Raw genomic sequence first — 15,839 nt, forward strand, 5'->3', positions numbered from 1 at the left:
AGTAGACAGAAGTGGTTGTAGTAAAGCGGTTCTCTACTAGCTATTCACGGACCTCGGCCCGACACAACTACGGGCTAGCCGGCACGTTGTACAGCCTAACCCTGCTCGCCTATGCCGTTTGCTTCCCGTTTGCTTGCCGCGCTTCGTCGGCACTGGTCCCATTACCTGGCTGAAGCCGCGGGAATAGCCTTTTTCGTGGGCAGCGCCGGGTTGCTGACGATGCTGCTGGAGCACCCAGCCTCGCCGGCGCACCAGGCCCTGCCCGATAGTGAGCTGCTTCGGCGGGCGCTGCTGGGAGTTGGCCTGGGCCTGGTGCTGGTCATCATTGTGTATAACCCCTGGGGCAAGCAGTCGGGAGCCCATATTAACCCGGCCGTGACCCTGGGCTTCTGGCAACTGGGCAAAATCCGGCTGACCGATGCCATCTGGTACGTGGTGGCCCAACTATTTGGCGCCATTGGGGCGGCACTGCTGCTCAAGCTGTTACTGGGTGAGCTGTACGCCCATCCCGCCGTGGAATACACCGTGACCAAGCCATTCTCCCCAACCCTGGCTGGCCAACTGGTAGCCTTCGCGGCCGAGTTCGTTATTTCCTTTTTTCTGATGCTGCTGGCGCTGGTGGCCCTGCATTCCGCCCGCCTCAAAGAGTGGACCGGCTGGCTGCTGGGCGCCCTGTTGGCTGTGTACGTGGTGGTGGAAACGCCGCTATCCGGCATGAGCCTCAACCCGGCCCGCACCCTAGGCACGGCCGTGGCGGCGGGTAGCTACGAAGGGTTATGGCTGTATTGGGTGGCGCCCTGCCTGGCTACGTGGCTGGCTACGGTAGCCTTTCTGCGGTTCCACCACGGCCAGGAGCTGAACTGCGCTATCCTGGCAGGTTGTAGTCCGGGTCCGGCCTCACCCCACGCCGGGAACGAAGAGCCGCCCCAGTATCCGGATGAGTGATTCTTATGTAGAATGCACCGTCGTGCAGTGTCGATAACTAATTGAAATTGATGTAGATAGTGCTATGCTGCTGCCTCATGTCAACGATACGATTGCACTGGCTGCGTTGCCACCAAAACCCGCTGCGTTCACCAGTACACGCCGAATTGGGCGGGTAGGGGCGGCAGACAGGTAGGTAGCAAATGGCGGCGTGGGCCAGGTTTGATAAATGAGAATTTGCAAGGCAAACTCCAGGCTAAGCGCGGCCGATGCGCCGAGCGTGTGACCTGCCAGCCATTTGTTGGAAACGAGCTGGGGGGTATTTTCTGTCCCAAAAACGGCTGCTACAGCCCGGCGTTCCGCTGCGTCGCCGGCTGGCGTACCGGGGCTGTGCAGCACCAGCACATCTACGGCTTCGGGGGGGCAATTTGCCTGTCGCAGCGCTTGGCGCATGGCGGTTTGGAAGTGCTGGCCATCGGGTGAAAGGCCGGTTTTGCTGGGAATGGCCTCAAAGCCGAAGCCTACGCTTTCGAGCTGAAAAAAGGCGCTGAAGCACTAGCTGCTTTTTCCTTCAGAAGGGTCTGCCGGCTGATTTTTTCCAAGGCAAACACCGCCGCGCCCTCGCCCAGCACAAAGGTGGAAGGCGCCCCGGCGCCGGGGCGGCAAGGCCAGTACTGGGGGGTAAAAGTGGAGTAAATACCCAGGGCGTGCATTTGCGCCAGCGTAAAATCGGTGAGCGGAGCCTCGGCGCCACCAGCCAAAAACCGGTCGGCGAGGCCGGCCCGGAGCCAGGCTACCGCGTTGCCTAGTGCCTGGAAGGCGCTGCTGCAGGTGCTGGAGTGGCTGAGCGCTGCGGCGCTGTGAGTGCCCGCGTCGTAAGCTACCCAACTGGCAATGTTGCCTAGCGTGGTAAGTGGCGAAGCTGCCGCCGCTACTGTTCCATCGGCTAGAAAATCGGCGTGAAACTGCTCCAAACGACCCGTAGCACCCCGCGAAGAGCCGATGCTTACCCCCAAGCTAGCATCCTGAGCTGCCGCCCAGCCTGCCTGCGCCGTGGCCTGGCGGGCGGCGAGCAAGGCCAGCAGCACCGTGCGGTCGAGCTGGCGGTACGGGGCGTGCGCGTGGCGTAAGGCCACGGCTGCTTCCTCCGCGTCGGCAGGCACGCTGGCAACGGACAACGTGCGGGTTCCGGTTTGGCGGCTGGCGAAGGCCGAAAGAGGTGAGGAAGACACGAAATTGCCCTCTAGCCCCAGCGCGGATACGCTGCCCCGGCCCCGAATCAGAATCAGGTTGTCGTCGGACATTTGCTGTAGAGGCGCGTCGCACGCGCCCGCTATTGTTTGGTTGTTTGGTTGAACCACTGCCCTTGCAGATTCCAGTCGTTAACAATTGCAGCTGTTTAGGTAGTTTAAAAAAGCCCCCCAGAGCGTCCTGCTCCATCTGGCGTCCGGCCACGAGGCACCTTCACTGCTTTGTTGAGACTACAAACCAGAGGGATACTTCGACTCTACTTTGTCTCTGCTTTATGCGCAGAATGCTCAGCAGGACCAAAAGGACTTCCTAAACAGCTTCAGCTTCATTAAGCAACGGCGCGGCGCGCGCCACTACCAGCTCCCGCATGGCGCGCACGGCGTCGTAAAGCAGCGCCAGCTCCGCATCTGTGGTGCAGTAAGGAGGCATTAGGTAAATAATGTTGCCCAGCGGCCGCAGAATCACACGGCGCTGCAAAGCCAGCTGATACAGCTCGTCGCGCAGGGTGCTGAAGTAAGACGTGCTGGCTTGCTCCTCAAACTCTACGGCCAGCACGGTGCCCAGCAACCGCACATCACGGATACCTTTTTGACCCGCTATTTCTTGGTAAAAAACCTGATGGGCTGCTGCAATGCGCACTAAATCCGCAGTGCAAGCCGGCTCGCGCAACAGCTCCAGACTAGCCAGCCCCGCCGCGCACGCCACCGGATTGGCGGTATAAGAGTGGCCGTGAAAAAAGGTCTTCATCTTGTCATCACTCAAAAATGCTTCGTACACCGGCCCCGCGCAGCTCGTGACGCCTAGTGCCATGGTGCCCCCGGTGAGGCCCTTAGATAAGCAAACCATGTCGGGTCTTTCCGTCAGATAATCGCAGGCAAATAGCCGGCCGGTGCGCCCGAAGCCGGTCATTACCTCATCAGCAATGGCCAGAATGCCATGCTGATGGCAGCAGTGAATTAGCTGGTCAAGCACCTCGGGCGTATACGTAATCATGCCGGCCGTGCCCAGTAGCAGCGGCTCAAAAATGAACGCCGCCACGTCGCCCTGAGCCGCTACCGCTTCTAACTGAGCGAGGGATTCCGCCTCACGGCCGGGCACCGGCACGTCAATAAAAGCCACATCGAAGAGTAGGGGCGCAAAGGGCGCCGTAAATGCCCCCCGGCTGCTCACGGCCATGGCCCCGAAGGTGTCGCCGTGGTAGCTGTCGCGGAAGGCCACGATGGTACGGCGCGGCTGGGCGCGGTTGTGGTGATATTGGAGGGCCATTTTCAGGGCTACTTCCACGGCCGTCGAGCCATTGTCGGAGTAGAAGATGCGGCGCTGATTGGGGGGCAAAATCTCCAATAACCCTTCGGCCAGCTCCACGGCGGGCGGGTGGGTGAAGCCAGCAAACAGGACATGCTCCAGGGTCTGGAGCTGCTGGGCTACCCGCGCTGCAATGCGCGGGTGGGCGTGGCCGTGCAGGTTCACCCACCAGGAGGAAATGCCGTCGAGGTAAGCGGTACCGTCTTCGGTGTACAGCCAGGCGCCCTCCCCCGCACAATGGGAATGGGCAGGGGCGCGGTTTGCATTTGAGTGTAGGGGTGCCAGAGTACGGCGTGGTCGCGGGCAGCTAAGGTTGACATGGGGCAAAGGTAAGGGGTGAGGCCGTTCAACGAGTGGCCTCACCCTCGGCCCCTCTCCAAGGGGAGAGGGGAGCCTGACGCTTGGCCTACGCCGCATCCTCAGCTCCCGCCTCCGCTACGGCTACCGCGGTAGCTAAACAGTTTCAGTTAATGAAAAAAGCTAGTAACACGTAACTGGCTTTTGACTTTCTAAACACACTATCTGGTAGCGGTTGCGGAGGCGGGAGCCGACGTAGCCGCTTAGAACTAATCGTCAGGCTCCCCTCTCCCCTTGGAGAGGGGGCCGGGGGTGAGGCCCTCCTAAGGCCTCGTTGAACAGCTACTTCCTCTCAAAAAACGCCCGAAACTCCGCCGCGTAGCGGCTTACCATGGCCGCATCTATCACCGGCTCCGGGCGCAGCGGCGGCAGCACCGGAACGCCGGAATGCTGAAGAATAAACTCCTCTGTAGCCGGAGTATATTCTCCATTGAAAACCAACCCACGAATAGGCAACCCACGCGTTTGCAGTGCTTCCAGCGTGAGCAGGGTATGATTGATGCTGCCCAAATAATTGCGGGATACAACTACCGTTGGCAGCCGCAGCTGGGCCAGCAGATCGACCAGCAGAAAGCCCGGTGCCAACGGCACAAAAAGCCCCCCAGCGCCTTCTACAACGAGGTTATTCGCAGTGTCGGGCAACGTAAAACGCTCAGGCTGAATGCGGATGTCTTCGGCGGCGGCGGCGGCATGGGGCGAGGCTGGAAGCTGAAGGCTATAAGCTTCGGCATGAAACCGGGAAACCGGGTTAGAAACCAACTGGCGCACCGTAGCCGTGTCGGTGGTGGGGGTGGGGGTGAGGCCGGCCTGCACGGGCTTCCAGTAGTCGGCTTGCAGGGCTTCGGTGAGGATGGCGGCAACCAGGGTTTTGCCTACGTCGGTGCCAATGCCAGTGACGAAAAGTTGTTCCAAAAAAGCGGTTTGTTAGAAAGGCGCGGTGCGATTAAAATCTCCTGTAACAGGTGGTGCCAAAATGCTTAAGCTTCGGCGGGATTAGCTGCTAATTTACGTTTCAGCGATGTGCCGGTTTTTGCACTAAGGTTTATACAAATCGAGTCAATCGTCATATTGACAAGCCAATGTTATATTTTTACTCAATCATTTCAAAAGAATTAATAATAACTTTATTTCCGCCGTTTATTCTTGTTTCTCTAAGCAATTCAAGTAATGCGCCTATCGGTGCTGTTCCTAAGTCTATTGAAAATATAAGTGCATTATCTTGATGATCAGGAATTGTTACGCTATGAATGGCGCTGCTTAACCCATCAGATGTACTTTCAAAAGTATCTTCTTCATCAATCCATTTCTTTGTCCATCTTTCCAAAAATGAAGTATCAGTAAGTATCGGGAAAATTTTTATCTCACATCCGTGCCAGTAGAATGGATTTAATTCAACTTCTAAATTATCTACTAAAAACTCAATAGGGTGATGGTTGGTAAATGTGTTCGGGCTTAATTCTTCAATTTCCCACTTATCATTAATGTTTACCATGTAGTCCATTCTCGTTAAGTTTAAAACCATAATTTGTTTGTCTTCTGGATATCCTAATAAAAGCTCTTTAATTCCCTCCGTTCTTTCACTATAAAAATCAAGTAACTGTTTTATATAGACTTCCCTGTGTTTATAGATTATTTCTTCAAATGTCATGTTGTATTTACAATATAGTGTTTGTCTTGTCTGTGCTTTTAAAATAGCACACAACGTTAGTATTGCCGCAACTAATTGAATGCGAGAATTGCAGCAATCTTTGTTTGTAGCTCCTCAATCTCCGCCTCCGTATTATAGCTGTGCACAATCAGCCGCAGGCGCTCGGTGCCGACGGGCACGGTGGGGGGAAAAATGGCGCGCACATCAAAGCCCTGCGCTTGGGCGGCCTGGGCTACTGCTTTCACGTGCGCCGGTCCCGCGTGTTCTGGAAAAAAACGGGATGAATAACGTGGCTGGCCTCCGGCACATGCAGGCCAGGCACTGCGTTTAGCCTTGTTTTCAGCAACTCAGAAAGGGCAAAAAGCTGCTGCCGCTCCTGCTGCATAGTAGGCAACACCTGATACGCAGCGGCCAAAGTAGCTATAGCCAGCGGGGGCAGCGCGGTAGTATAAATAAATGGCCGACTGAAATTCAGCAGATACTCGCGCAGCACCTGGGAGCCGGCAATACTGGCCCCCTGGCTGCCCAGCGCTTTGCCAAACGTGAGAATGCGGGCAAACACCTGCTCCTCCAGCCCCAGTTCCACCACCAAACCTTCGCCCCGCGGCCCATAAATACCATTGGTGTGCGCCTCATCCACCACCAGATACAAGCCGCGCTGCTGGCAAAATGCCGCCAGCTCCCGTAGCGGCGCCTGGTCGCCATCCATGGAGTACAGGGCCTCCACAGCCACAAAAACGGCCCCCGTCGCCCGACTCAGCCGCCGCTCCAGGTCCGACAGATCATTGTGGCGGAAGCTGTAGGCCGTGGCAAAGCTGCCCCGGATGCCGTCCTTCACGGAGGCGTGGCTGGCTTCGTCGTAGAAGATAGTATCGCCGCGCCGGGGCACGGCGGCGAAAAAGCCTAGGTTGGCGGCGTAGCCGGAATTGAAAAGTAGCGCCGCTTCCGCGCGGTGGAAAGCTGCTAGCTGCGCTTCCAGAGTTTCGGCCGCCGCTGAGTTGCCTGTGAGCAGGCGGGAGCCGGTGCTGCCAGCGGCTGGGGGGCTTTTTCGGTTAGAGCCTGCTGCAAAGCACCGCTACGAGCCAGACCGAGATAATCGTTGGAGCTAAAGTCTACCCGACCTGACTCCATCACTGTCAGGTGACGGCGGGTGCCTTCTGCTTCGCGCTTGGCCAGCTGCTGAGTTAGGCGGTGGAGGAGGGGAGATGGAGACATAGCTAAGGTACAACGACTAACCTCAACCCCTAGCCCCTTCTCCTCGGGGAGAAGGGGAACTAGCTGTTAGTTTTTTAGCAGACTAGCTTATTCTAGCAGGCTAATGATTAGAACTAGTCCCTCCTCTCCCCTAGGAGAAGGGGCTAGGGGGTGAGGCCCCGTCAGAACAGGCTAGCTTAAAGTCTATAACGCCGAGGCTTTTGCCAACACCGTAGCACCCTGCGGCATGTCCTTGAATGACTTGCGCGGCTTCAGGCCCAGCGTCGCGAACATCTGCTTATCAGCGTCAATATCCGGGTTAGGCGTGGTCAATAGCTTCTCGCCGGAGAAGATGGAGTTAGCGCCTGCCAAAAAGCACAAGGCCTGCTCGCTTACTGGCATTTCCTGCCGACCAGCTGAGAGGCGCACCATGGTACGCGGCATCAGAATACGAGCCGTGGCAATCATGCGCAGCATCTCCCACACACTCACGCGGGGTTGCTCGGCAAGAGGCGTGCCTGCCACGGGCACCAGCGCATTCACCGGCACCGACTCGGGGTGGGCGGGCAGGGTGGCCAGGGTGTGCAGCATGGCAATGCGGTCTTCGTCGGTTTCGCCGAGGCCGATAATGCCCCCCGAGCACACCGAGATACCGGCTTGGCGCACGTTTTCGAGCGTGTTCAGGCGGTCGTCGTAGGTGCGGGTGGTGATGATTTCGGAGTAGTGCTCGGCGCTGGTGTCGAGGTTGTGATTGTAGGCGTAGAGGCCGGCTTGCTTGAGGCGCTCGGCCTGATATTCGTTGATCATGCCCAGGGTGCAGCACACTTCCAGCCCCATGTCGTTTACCTGCGTCACCATGCCCAGCACACGGTCGAAGTCGCGGTTGTCGCGCACCTCGCGCCAAGCGGCGCCCATGCAGAAGCGGGTGCTGCCCGAGTCTTTGGCGCGGCGGGCGGCATCCAGCACTACTTCATCTTTCAGCAAGGCGTGCACTTCCACACCAGTGTGGTAGCGGGCGGCCTGGGGGCAGTAGGAGCAGTCTTCGGGGCAACCGCCGGTTTTTACCGATAGCAGGGTGCACACCTGGACTTCGCCAGTGGCCTGGTGGGCCTGATGTACGGCGGCGGCCTGGGTCACGAGTTCCAGCACAGGCTGGTGGTACAGGGCTTTTACTTCGTCGAGGGTCCAGTCGGTGCGGAGCATCAAAAAGGGTGGGTTGAGGGTTGCGGAAAGCAGAAAAGCGGTTTGGTAGGGCCACAAAGGCACCTGGGCGCACCGCAAGATAAGGAGGAAAGTGAGTTGGGGTAATGTAAAGGCCGCGAAATAACCTCAGCCCAAGGCGCCAGCAGTACAGTTAGGCTCTAAGCTGAATGCAGATTAGGTCCCCGATGCAAGAAAACGTATCGATCAAGCCAGCGTATACAGCACTAGAAGCGGGTAGGTACTCTTTCTGCTGTGGGCACCCTCACTACCACGGTACCCGCTATAAAATCATGAATGGCCCTGCGCTTGGGGTTTGCGAGCATCGTGATAATGTCGGCGAGTGGCCATAATAGAAATGTGAAAGAAAGAAATACGGCTAGGCTTATCGGCAGACTATCACCTATACCTGATAGGCTAAAAGCTGCAAACCCGATCCAAATACTATCCCTTAAAATAGCCTGTCGCAGCGTTAGGGTATCTGTTTCATCTACAGTAGATACTCTGATACCCGCGACCATTTTGCCGAGCGTTTGCCCGTATTTGTAATTCATAAGAACAGAATACAGAATCGGCACTACAACTCGGGCATTACTAAAGCTTGAAGAGGTTTCCTCATTGATTCCCGTATTGGCAGATATGAATAGAAAGGGCGCGGCAAGCACAATTGCGTCAAATAGGAGTGCCACCATTCTTCGGAATCCTGTCCGTTGGTTATCAATGAGTAGTTCCACTGTATGTCGTTGGTAGAGCGAGAGCTAAAGGTTAATTCTCAAAGAGCCGACCCCTTTGATAGCTTAACCCTCTGCAAAAAGCCCCCCAATTTCTTTGAGTGGTTGCTATAACCCATCAAGACATAATCGCCCGAATCACGCGGCACGGATTGCCCACGGCCACCGAATTAGGCGCAATATCCCGCGTCACTACGCTGCCGGCCCCGATGGTGGTGCCCGCCCCGATAGTCACGCCGGGCAGCACGATGACGCCCGCGCCTAGCCACACATTATCGCCAATGGTGATAGGGTGGGCAAATTCCCAACCAGCCACACGCGGACCTACTTCCACTGGATGACCGGCCGTGCTGAGTACCACATTGGGCGCCACAAACACATTGTCGCCGATGGTTACTGGTGCGCAGTCGAGGATGGTGAGGTTGTAGTTAGCGTAGAAATTTCGGCCCAGCTGAATGTTGACGCCGTAGTCGCAGCGCAGCGGGGCTTCGATGTAGGCATCCGTTTCATAGCCCAATAGCTCGGCCAGCACGGCGCGGTCCAGCTCTAGTGGCTGTTGATTGTAGCGGTGACATAGGGTCTTCGCGCGCTGGCGGGCGACTACCAGTTCCGGGTCGTTGGCCTGGTACAACTAGCCAGCCAGCATGTGCTCAAGTGCAGAGGGCATAGATTATAGTATCGAGAAGCTATAAAAAGCCTATATGTAGAGACGCAATATTTTGCGTCTCATCGTTGCTGTCGTTGAACGACCATAACTGTATAGGATTTGGTCATAACAACCTCAGCAACGACGAGACGCAAAATATTGCGTCTCTACAACTCTACCTTGACTTGAAATTCGCTACCGGCTGCTGCCCCGGCGGCCGGCGTTGCCTTTGGGCGCCCGATTCAACGTCTTGGCGGCGGGCTTGCGCTTGGAGCCAGGTCCGGTGGGGCGGGCTGACTTTCTGGGGGGCTTTTCGGCGCCAAAAGCTGCGGACGAGGCTGCTGGCTTTGGCTTACCCGTGACGGTTTTGCGCGCTGGCTTGGCGCTGCCTGGGGCCGTGCGAGCTTCCGACTTGCCAGCAGTACCAGCGGGTTTGCGGTTGGGCTTTTCCTCGCCCTCGTCGGTGAAGCGGGCGGAGCGGCTACTCCACGCAGTAGTGGGCGGTCCTACGCGGCGCTTGGGTAGCGAGGCTTCCTTGGTGCCAGAGGAGCTTTCGGTCATCTTCATGATGCCTTCCAGCTCCTTCTCTGTTAGCTCGCGCCAGTCGCCTACCCCTATGCCTTTGAGCGTGATATTCATTACCCGAATACGCTCCAGCTGCACCACTTCGTAGCCGAAATGTTCGCACATCTTCCTGATCTGGCGGTTCATGCCCTGGATGAGGGTGATGCGGAAGATGTAGTTGGTTTCCTTCTGCACCTCGCATTTCTGGGTCATGATGCCCATGATGGGCACGCCGCCGCGCATGCCCTCAATGAAGCTGTCATGGATGGGCTTATCCACCATCACGATGTACTCCTTCTCGTGCTTGTTGCCGGCCCGCAGAATCTTGTTGACGATGTCGCCGTTGCTGGTTAGCAGGATCAAACCCTGCGAATCCTTATCGAGGCGGCCGATGGGGAAAATCCGCTCACTGTGCTTGATGTAGCGGATGATGTTGTCCTTGACGCTGGTTTCGGTGGTGCTAGTGATGCCGGGGGGCTTATTGAAGGCAATGTAAATCGCGTCTTCGGGGGCACGGGGCTCAATGTGGCTGCCATTCACCACCACGCGGTCTTTATCGGTTACCTGGTCGCCGACGCTGGCGCGCTTGCCGTTCACCAGCACGTTGCCCTGCTCAATGAATTTGTCGGCTTCGCGCCGGGAGCAGACGCCGCTTTCACTGATGTATTTGTTGAGGCGGGTAGTCATGGGGGGCAAATTTGAAGGCGGGAAAAGCAAGCGGCCCGCCGGAGCTGCCAGCGGGCCGCAAAGATACGGGGAAGTAGTCCGCCCTAAGTCAGAGTTAGAAAAATACAAGACATTTAAGAGGTGGTTATTATATATAATTAATATTTTTGCGAATTATGTTTAGGTTGATGATATAATACATATGTTCCAAAAAGCATTGCTACACAACTTGCTAGCCAGAGCCAATAACCTAATCCGTAGTGAGTTATTTTAGAATAATGTCCAGCTTCATTAGTTATGATTTTGTCAAAAAAAGAAAAGTTAGCGCTAAAAAGAAACCTAATGCACTTGTAAAAAAAGCTGATTTATTATTGTTAAATAATAGTATCCATGATATATACAGTATAGGATTAGAGCCTGTTAAAATTTACGAATGAGGTGCCGAATACTGGACAAATACAAGGTGGCTTCGGCGCTGCTGGTCTCGCATTCGTAGTCTCGGCTTAAGCGTCGGTCCCAGTGCAGCCACCTGATGGAGCGCTCGACGACCCAGCGAACGGGCGCAGGCCTGAAGCCGCCGTGGCCACAGAGTCCGGGAGCCGTAGCCAGTCGCCAGCCGCAGGCTTGCTGCACCCATTGGCTCAGTGCCTGGCTGGCATAGCCGGCATCCGTGAGGATGAGACAAAGCCGGTTGTAGCCCAGTAAAGCTAGTTTTTGCAACGCCTGCTGGCCGCCGATCCGGTCATTTTCCTGCGCCGGACCCACGTGTACAGCCAGCAGCCGCCCGCCCGTATCGACGACGAGTTGCCGCTTGCGACCTTGTCCCTTTTTGTAGCCATCGAAGCCTTTATCCGGCACACCTCGTTCGCTGGATTTGATGGATTGCGCGTCCACAATGGCCACGCTCGGGCTGGCCTGGCGCGAAGGGGCAGACTGCTTCCGCTCTTGCTCGACTAGCATTTTATTCAGTCTTGCCCACTGCCCCGTCTTCTGCCAGCGCCGGAAGTAGTAAAAGCAGATCGGGTAGGGCGGAAAGTCATTCGGTAACAGCCGCCATTGGCATCCACTCTTGGTCAGGTAGAGCAAGGCATTGACAATGAGTCGGATTGGATACTTGCGACGACGTTTGACGGGCAACATTTCTGCCATAACTTGCCATTGGAAATCAGTCAGGTCCGTTTCGTACATCTTTGGTCGGATGAGGAAAAGGGAATAACCTGGCTGGTTTCTTTTTGTCTCTCAGCTACTTACATTCTTTAACAGGCTCTTAGCAAGCCATGATATAGCTGCGCCTGCCCCGAATAGGACACCTGCCCACCCAAATAAAATGAGGATTAATGGTGATGACCAAGCATCATAATCACTTCTGTCTATATAAAAAGCATCCTGTGTTAAACAGAGAAAATAAAGTATTATACTAGCTGTTAGTGTGTAGTTCTTTAACTTTATCATCTTATTTTTTAAAGTAAATCAAAAATCAATTTAGTTTACCTAAAATATAAAGATAATATATTTTAGGTAAGTCTGCTAATGGTAGGCGAATAGGTTTAATTTCACAATGCCACCTTTTTCTCCCCCTTATCCACGCCCTTCATAAACCTGATTAGTCCCGTCATATACGTCTGCTGGTCGTCATAAAAGCTCATGTGGCTGCCCTTGGGGCAAATAAGAGCGGTGCCGTTCTGCACCTGCGCAGCAATGCGGCGCATATGCTCGGGATCCATCGTATCATATTTGCCCCCTATGGAAAGAACCGGCACCGAGAGCTTGGGCAAATCGGGCACTCGGTTCCAGTTCACTAGCTTGCCGGAGACACCAAACTCACTGGGCCCCTGCATGGTCACGTATAGCGACTGATTCATCTTCGCGAAAGAGCGGTTTACCGGCTCTGGCCACTGGTCCAGTGGCAGGCGCAAGATGTGTTCGGTGTAAAAGTTCGGCATCAGCAGCTCCATGTAGCGCGGGTTCTGGAAGTCTTTGCGGGCTTCAATCTGCCGAATTTCTTTCAGCACTTCGGGCTTCATCTGCTTGGCCAGCACGTTGTCGGCGTATTTGCCGTATTCAGGTATGCTCATCATCATGTTGGAAATGATGAGGCCTTTCAGGTTGTCCTGGTATTTGAGGGCATATTCGGCGGCCAAAATGCCCCCCCAGGAGTGGCCCAATAGGTAGAAATTGTCTTTGGTCAGATTCAGCGCCTGCCGCACCTGCTCCACTTCCTCCACGTAGCGCGGCAGGCTCCACATGGCGGTATCCTTGGGGTTGTCGGAGTTGCCGCAGCCGAGCTGGTCGTAGTAGATAAACTCGATGCCTTCCTTGGGCAGGAAGCTTTCCATGCACTCAAAATACTCGTGGGTAGCGCCTGGGCCACCATTGAGCAGCAGCACCTTCATCCTGGGGTTATTACCAACGCGCTTCGTCCAGACGTTGAACTTGCCCTTGGGCGTGGTAATCGGAATCATCTTTACGCCGCCGTCCTGCACGCCCGTTTCCTGGCTTTGGAAGTAGCTGGTAGCTGCTGTTGAAGCTGTTTCGTTTTCCTTTTCCTTAACCGGCGTGGAGCAGGCTGCGCTGAGGAGGCCGGTGAAAAGCAGACAGGCGCTGGTTATTCTCTTCAGTGGTAGCATGGAATGGCGTTGGTTGGAAAGGTGAATTGCATGGTGACGCTTCAGTTACTGAAAAGCTAGTCTCCGATATGGCTAAACCTAGTGATAATTCGGACCCTTCCCAAAACACAACGAGCCGCTCCGGTCTGGAGCGGCCCATATTCATGCATGTGTATGTGGCTGGCTTAAAACTATAGGGATTGAATCAGCTTTTAGCGCGGTGGTAGAACATTAATGCTAATGCGAACTACTTCGGGAGATTCGTACGTGCGTGCGCAAGATAAGCCCGGTGCGGACTGAGGACGCGCAGGTTGTGTAGGCCACAGGCTACGACCATGACCGTGTCGCGCACCCATGCGCCGCGCAGCCGCAGTGGGTCGCGGACCATGCGCAGGCGCTTAATACCGCTGTGGGCGTGCTCGATGACGACGCGCAACGAACTGAGCAGCTGGTTATAGCGCTTTTGCGAAAACGTCAACTCCTGCTTCGGGGGCTTCTTGTGGGGCATCTCCACCACGACCCCGGCCGGGGCATGGCCCAGCAGGCCCAGATCCTGGCGCACCACGCTGCCGGCCGGCAACTGCAACGGGTACTCGTCGGCCATTTTCTTGTCATGCACCCGTCCGCCTTCCGTGGCCGAGAGGAAATACACGTACTGCGTGGCATCGCACAAGGTCATGTTTTTCAGGCGATGCGCTTTTTTAGCACTGTATTCTTCCGCCTGCCCCTCACCGTCGGCGTTGCGCGGGATGCCGCGCTCGACGCCATCGTAGGCAAAGACCTTGTCCGGGTGCTGAGCCAGCCGCTGCACCAGTTGCGCCCCGTCGCGCACGGGCAGCAGGTGGCGGGCGGCCAGTACCTGGTTGAGCACGGCCAGCAACACGGCCGCCAGGCGGCTGACGCGGGTCTGGGAGACGCCGAAGCTGGCGGCCTGGTGTTGCTGCAAAGCATTGCTTTTGAGGTAGGTGAGCAGAAAAAAGAGCTTGGTGTCGGTACCCGGCAGCGTGGCGTTGGCCCGCTCCTGGTGAGCGGGAAACCCGCGCCGCTTCCCCTCCAGGGTATGGTAGCGGTGGTAGCGCTCCCAAGCGGGCGCAAAGTCGAGCAGTAAGTCGTCAAATTCAGCGGGCAGTAGGCTAGTCAGCGCCAGAAACTGCGTCGGACGCTCCCGTAGGGCCAAATAATTCATGCCCAAATGTACAGCCCCGACTCGCGGGTTATGATAGAAAGACTTTCCGCATCAGCACTATTAAAGTAGGCCGGCTATCAAGTGAAACTGCTAGTCTTGATGGATCTGATAACGAAATCATAACCATGTTCGGTACAGTAAACCGGAAGAAGCGCCCAAGGAAGTTTTTTCTCTTTGGCCAATTTGTGGGCCGCGTGAACCAGTTGCATATACTTCGCTATTATAATTTGCTCACACCAATCTTGAGCGTCTTGTTCATCGTCTGAATTGGCATCATTTTCTTCGAATGCCTCTTGCAAGCTTTCGCAATCCGCTAAGATAAAAGCGCTTTGGCTTACGGCTAGTTCATCGAAACTTGCTAGCCATTCTAGGTCTTCCAACCCGCCATCCTCAGGATAAGCAAATCCATCAATACCCCATCCGTCAGTATTAATATCAAATTCAGTCATCTCAAAATAAAGCGCCTTTATCAAAAACGCTTTGGCGTTAGCCTCATAGAAAGCATCAATCCATAAACAGAGATTTGGCGCTTGAGCGAGGAATGATTTGCCGATAATCGCATGGAATGGAGTAGCAGGTATTGCAGCAAGTTTACTTTCAGCAAATTGAATAGCCTGATCAAATTCTGCCTTCTCCAAATAAGGATTGATTACTTCACCAAATTCAAAATTCATTTCAAAACAGTTTACAGGGTAAAAATGCCAGACAGTCGTTAAGTAAGACAAAACGCGGGTCGCTCTAACCAGAGCGACCCGCGTTTCTAAAGCAGCCTAAGCGGCAGGTGAAGCTTACCCCAGCGTGTGATACACGGCCTGCACGTCGTCATCCTCCTCAAACTTCTCAATCAGGTTCATTACCTCTTCCAACTCGTCGCCTTCCAGCGTGACGGTGGTGTTGGGAATGCGCTGGAGTTGGGCGCCAACCACGTTGAGGTGGCGTTCTTCCAGGGCTTTTTGCATCTGGCCAAAGTCGGTGAAGGCGGTTTCCACTACGATGAGCTCCTTCACGTTGCCATGCTCGTCTTCCTCCTGATCTTCGTAAATGTCGTCGGCGCCGAAGTCGATCAGCTCCAGCTCCAGCTCGTCGCGGTCGAGGCCTTCGGCGGCTAGCTTGAACACGCCTTTGCGGGTGAAGGTGAAGTCGGAGGAGCCGGCGGTGCCGAGGGCGCCGTTGCCGCGGTTGAAGTACATACGTACGTTGGCCACGGTACGCACAGGGTTGTCGGTGGCGGTTTCTACCACAATGGCCACGCCGTGGGGCGCGTAGCCTTCATATACAACCTCCTGATAATCTTTTTCCTCTTTGCTGTGCGCACGCTTGATGGCGGCTTCCACGCGGTCTTTGGGCATGTTCACGCCTTTCGCGTTCTGCATGGCCGCGCGCAGGCGGGAGTTGGTATCGGGGTTGGGGCCGCTTTCCTTCACGGCCATCACGATTTCGCGGCCGATGCGGGTGAAATCTTTGGACATGCGGTCCCAGCGCTTCATTTTGCGGCCTTTGCGAAATTCAAATGCTCTTCCCATCTATGGTGAACTTGTGAAATGGTGAATTTGTGAGTCAG

General features: G+C 55.6%; 18 protein-coding genes. 1 reads left to right on the plus strand and 17 read right to left on the minus strand.

Annotation, left to right across the window (positions count from 1 at the left end):
- Window positions 1–111 precede the first annotated feature (111 nt).
- On the plus strand, window positions 112–945 hold the full coding sequence (locus MKZ35_RS05145) for an MIP/aquaporin family protein (RefSeq protein WP_482512124.1): 834 nt from the start codon (window positions 112–114) through the stop codon (window positions 943–945).
- Between the two features lie 75 nt (window positions 946–1,020).
- Here MKZ35_RS05145 and MKZ35_RS05150 read toward each other — a convergent pair whose 3' ends face one another.
- The 17 genes from MKZ35_RS05150 to MKZ35_RS05230 all read right to left on the minus strand — a co-directional run bounded on the left by MKZ35_RS05150 (window position 1,021) and on the right by MKZ35_RS05230 (window position 15,801).
- Window positions 1,021–1,377, minus strand: a complete 357-nt coding sequence (locus tag MKZ35_RS05150) for a hypothetical protein (protein ID WP_482512125.1) — start codon at window positions 1,375–1,377, stop codon at window positions 1,021–1,023.
- Window positions 1,378–1,445: 68 nt separating this feature from the next.
- The gene (locus MKZ35_RS05155) at window positions 1,446–2,228 is read right to left on the minus strand and encodes a beta-ketoacyl synthase N-terminal-like domain-containing protein (RefSeq protein ID WP_482512126.1); all 783 of its coding nucleotides are present in this window, start codon (window positions 2,226–2,228) and stop codon (window positions 1,446–1,448) included.
- A 256-nt stretch (window positions 2,229–2,484) separates the two neighbouring features.
- Window positions 2,485–3,807 carry an adenosylmethionine--8-amino-7-oxononanoate transaminase gene (gene bioA, locus MKZ35_RS05160; protein WP_482512127.1) on the minus strand — a complete coding sequence of 441 codons (1,323 nt, stop codon included), beginning with the start codon at window positions 3,805–3,807 and terminating at the stop codon, window positions 2,485–2,487.
- Between the two features lie 312 nt (window positions 3,808–4,119).
- Complete coding sequence (gene bioD, locus MKZ35_RS05165; RefSeq protein ID WP_482512128.1) at window positions 4,120–4,749, minus strand: dethiobiotin synthase; 630 nt, start codon at window positions 4,747–4,749, stop codon at window positions 4,120–4,122.
- 178 nt (window positions 4,750–4,927) lie between these two features.
- Complete coding sequence (locus MKZ35_RS05170; protein WP_482512129.1) at window positions 4,928–5,485, minus strand: hypothetical protein; 558 nt, start codon at window positions 5,483–5,485, stop codon at window positions 4,928–4,930.
- 71 nt (window positions 5,486–5,556) lie between these two features.
- Window positions 5,557–5,730 carry a hypothetical protein gene (locus MKZ35_RS05175; RefSeq protein WP_482512130.1) on the minus strand — a complete coding sequence of 58 codons (174 nt, stop codon included), beginning with the start codon at window positions 5,728–5,730 and terminating at the stop codon, window positions 5,557–5,559.
- Window positions 5,727–6,497 carry an aminotransferase class I/II-fold pyridoxal phosphate-dependent enzyme gene (locus tag MKZ35_RS05180; protein ID WP_482512273.1) on the minus strand — a complete coding sequence of 257 codons (771 nt, stop codon included), beginning with the start codon at window positions 6,495–6,497 and terminating at the stop codon, window positions 5,727–5,729. The genes MKZ35_RS05175 and MKZ35_RS05180 overlap by 4 nt, the downstream gene beginning before the upstream one ends.
- Window positions 6,449–6,700: a hypothetical protein gene (locus MKZ35_RS05185; protein ID WP_482512131.1), complete on the minus strand. Its 252-nt coding sequence runs from the start codon at window positions 6,698–6,700 to the stop codon at window positions 6,449–6,451. The genes MKZ35_RS05180 and MKZ35_RS05185 overlap by 49 nt, the downstream gene beginning before the upstream one ends.
- Before the next feature lie 183 nt (window positions 6,701–6,883).
- Window positions 6,884–7,882 carry a biotin synthase BioB gene (gene bioB, locus MKZ35_RS05190; protein ID WP_482512274.1) on the minus strand — a complete coding sequence of 333 codons (999 nt, stop codon included), beginning with the start codon at window positions 7,880–7,882 and terminating at the stop codon, window positions 6,884–6,886.
- Between the two features lie 224 nt (window positions 7,883–8,106).
- Complete coding sequence (locus tag MKZ35_RS05195) at window positions 8,107–8,613, minus strand: RDD family protein (RefSeq protein ID WP_482512132.1); 507 nt, start codon at window positions 8,611–8,613, stop codon at window positions 8,107–8,109.
- A 115-nt stretch (window positions 8,614–8,728) separates the two neighbouring features.
- The gene (locus MKZ35_RS05200; RefSeq protein WP_482512133.1) at window positions 8,729–9,241 is read right to left on the minus strand and encodes a sugar O-acetyltransferase; all 513 of its coding nucleotides are present in this window, start codon (window positions 9,239–9,241) and stop codon (window positions 8,729–8,731) included.
- Window positions 9,242–9,451: 210 nt separating this feature from the next.
- Window positions 9,452–10,507 (minus strand): 23S rRNA pseudouridine(2604) synthase RluF, encoded by a 1,056-nt coding sequence (gene rluF, locus MKZ35_RS05205; RefSeq protein ID WP_482512134.1) that lies wholly within the window; start codon window positions 10,505–10,507, stop codon window positions 9,452–9,454.
- Window positions 10,508–10,906: 399 nt separating this feature from the next.
- A complete protein-coding gene (locus MKZ35_RS05210; protein WP_482512135.1) occupies window positions 10,907–11,674 on the minus strand; it encodes an IS5 family transposase in 768 nt (255 codons plus the stop codon).
- A gap of 365 nt (window positions 11,675–12,039) precedes the next feature.
- Window positions 12,040–13,113, minus strand: coding sequence for a proline iminopeptidase-family hydrolase (locus MKZ35_RS05215; RefSeq protein ID WP_482512136.1), 1,074 nt, complete (start codon window positions 13,111–13,113; stop codon window positions 12,040–12,042).
- A 226-nt stretch (window positions 13,114–13,339) separates the two neighbouring features.
- On the minus strand, window positions 13,340–14,278 hold the full coding sequence (locus MKZ35_RS05220; RefSeq protein WP_482511484.1) for a transposase family protein: 939 nt from the start codon (window positions 14,276–14,278) through the stop codon (window positions 13,340–13,342).
- A gap of 77 nt (window positions 14,279–14,355) precedes the next feature.
- Window positions 14,356–14,952, minus strand: coding sequence for a hypothetical protein (locus MKZ35_RS05225; protein ID WP_482512137.1), 597 nt, complete (start codon window positions 14,950–14,952; stop codon window positions 14,356–14,358).
- Between the two features lie 114 nt (window positions 14,953–15,066).
- A complete protein-coding gene (locus MKZ35_RS05230) occupies window positions 15,067–15,801 on the minus strand; it encodes a YebC/PmpR family DNA-binding transcriptional regulator (protein WP_482512138.1) in 735 nt (244 codons plus the stop codon).
- Between the last annotated feature and the right edge of the window lie 38 nt (window positions 15,802–15,839).

It is taken from the genome of Hymenobacter sp. R533113, assembly GCF_056835965.1.

Bases quoted from the DNA above. Each gene is read 5' to 3' on its own strand.
- MKZ35_RS05145 (WP_482512124.1), top strand. From the start codon at position 112: ATGCCGTTTGCTTCCCGTTTGCTTGCCGCGCTTCGTCGGCACTGGTCC.
- MKZ35_RS05150 (WP_482512125.1), bottom strand. From the start codon at position 1,377: ATGCGCCAAGCGCTGCGACAGGCAAATTGCCCCCCCGAAGCCGTAGAT.
- MKZ35_RS05155 (WP_482512126.1), bottom strand. From the start codon at position 2,228: ATGTCCGACGACAACCTGATTCTGATTCGGGGCCGGGGCAGCGTATCC.
- MKZ35_RS05170 (WP_482512129.1), bottom strand. From the start codon at position 5,485: ATGACATTTGAAGAAATAATCTATAAACACAGGGAAGTCTATATAAAA.
- MKZ35_RS05185 (WP_482512131.1), bottom strand. From the start codon at position 6,700: ATGTCTCCATCTCCCCTCCTCCACCGCCTAACTCAGCAGCTGGCCAAG.
- bioB (WP_482512274.1), bottom strand. From the start codon at position 7,882: ATGCTCCGCACCGACTGGACCCTCGACGAAGTAAAAGCCCTGTACCAC.
- rluF (WP_482512134.1), bottom strand. From the start codon at position 10,507: ATGACTACCCGCCTCAACAAATACATCAGTGAAAGCGGCGTCTGCTCC.
- MKZ35_RS05210 (WP_482512135.1), bottom strand. From the start codon at position 11,674: ATGTACGAAACGGACCTGACTGATTTCCAATGGCAAGTTATGGCAGAA.
- MKZ35_RS05215 (WP_482512136.1), bottom strand. From the start codon at position 13,113: ATGCTACCACTGAAGAGAATAACCAGCGCCTGTCTGCTTTTCACCGGC.
- MKZ35_RS05220 (WP_482511484.1), bottom strand. From the start codon at position 14,278: ATGAATTATTTGGCCCTACGGGAGCGTCCGACGCAGTTTCTGGCGCTG.
- MKZ35_RS05225 (WP_482512137.1), bottom strand. From the start codon at position 14,952: ATGAATTTTGAATTTGGTGAAGTAATCAATCCTTATTTGGAGAAGGCA.
- MKZ35_RS05230 (WP_482512138.1), bottom strand. From the start codon at position 15,801: ATGGGAAGAGCATTTGAATTTCGCAAAGGCCGCAAAATGAAGCGCTGG.